This is a genomic window from Actinomycetospora sp. (assembly GCF_055612215.1).
The window spans coordinates 1-1617 of record NZ_JBVPVA010000155.1 but is presented as its reverse complement, the minus strand read 5'-3'; the positions used below and the strand labels follow the sequence as shown (position 1 = coordinate 1617).

The 1617-nt window shown below is 78.1% G+C and carries 1 protein-coding gene; it reads right to left on the bottom strand.

Annotation, left to right across the window (positions count from 1 at the left end; genetic code table 11):
* Positions 1-192 precede the first annotated feature (192 nt).
* Positions 193-1617: phenylalanine--tRNA ligase subunit beta (locus AC0CYZ_RS04410; RefSeq protein WP_472212719.1), on the bottom strand; the 1425-nt coding region annotated here is incomplete at its 5' end.

Here is a 1617-nt window from a genome sequence, read left to right as displayed (position 1 = left end):
TCCGGGTGCTGGTCGTGCACGCGATCGGCGACGCGGCCGTGGCCGGCACCGTCGACGCCTGGCCGCTGGGTCTCGACGAGCTGCGGGCGTCCTACGCGGCGGGCCTGCGGTGGTTGCTCGCCGGTGCGCTCCGCGCCGGTGAGCACTCTCCGAGCCGATAGCCCGGAGGGTGCTCACGCGTGCGACGCGCGCCTACGAGCGCAGGACCGCCTGGTACCGCTCCCCCGCCAGCGCCACGGCCCGGTCGCGGGCCGCGCCGGCTTCCTCGAGGGTGAGCGTCCGGTCGGGCGCGCGGAAGCGCAGGGCGAAGGCGAGCGAGCGGCGGCCCTCGCCGACCTGAGCGCCGCTGTAGACGTCGAAGAGCCGCACGTCCTCGAGGAGCTCGCCGCCGCCCTCGGTCAGCGCCGCCTGGACGTCGGCCACGGGGACCTCGACCGGGACCACCAGCGCGACGTCGAGCAGCACCGGCGGGAACGGCGACACCTCGGGGCGGGCGAGCACCTCGACGACCGGCAGCCGGTCGAGCTCGAGCTCCATCGCGCACGTCCGCGGCGGCAGGCCGAGAGCCTCGAGCACCTTCGGGTGCAGCTCCCCGGCGTGGCCCACGAGGACGCCACCGACGTGCAGCGCGGCGCACCGCCCGGGGTGCCAGGGTGCGTGCCGGTCGGCGCTGACGGTGAGGTCGGCGCCGTAGACCGCGGCGACGGTCCGGGCCGCGGAGATGGCGTCGGCCCACGTCGCGGGCCGGCCCTCGCCCCACCAGCCCGGGCGTTCCCAGGCGCCGGTCAGCACCGCCCCGACCCGGATCGGCTGGGCCGGCAGCGCGTCCTTCAGCGCCGCGATCTGCGCGTCGGAGGGCCGCGCGTCCACCCCGACCTCGGGCGCGGGCCCGGGCACCGACCCGGGCCGGGCCACCTGGCCCACGTGGAAGAGCGCGAGGTCGCGCAGGCCCCGCGAGACGTTCCGGACGACGGCGTCGAGCAGGCCCGGCAGCAACGTCGTCGCCACCAGCGAGCGGTCGGCGTCGAGGGGATTGGCGAGCCGGACGGCTAACCGGCGCGGGTCGTCGTCGTCGAGGCCGAAGGCGTCGAGCACGCTCGGCGCCATGAACGGCGAGGGCAGGACCTCCTGGTAGCCGGCGTCGGCGAGCGCGCGGGACACCTGGCGGCGGCGGCGCTGGGCGAGGGTCAGCCCGCGGCCGCCGGCGAAGACCGGGACCTCCGAGGGGATGGCCTCGTAGCCCTCGAGGCGCAGCACCTCCTCGACGAGGTCGGCGGGGCGCGTGAGGTCGGGGCGCCACGTCGGCGGGACCACGACGAGCCCCGTCCCGCCGGCCGAGTCGACCTCCACCGCGCAGCCCACCTGCACGAGCCGCCGCACGCTCACGCCGCGCCCGTAGGTGACACCGGCGACCCGATCGGGCAGGTCCAGCGCCATCCGGATCGGGGCGGTCGGCGGCTCGGCGCCCTCGGGGAACGGCCCGACGTCGGTGACCCCGGGGGCCACGGTGGCGCCGCCGAAGCGCTCGAGCAGCGCCGCGGCCCGGTCCGTCGCCGCGCGGGCGACCGCCGGGTCCACCGCGCGCTCGAAGCGGCGGGCGGCCTCGCTGGGCAGCTT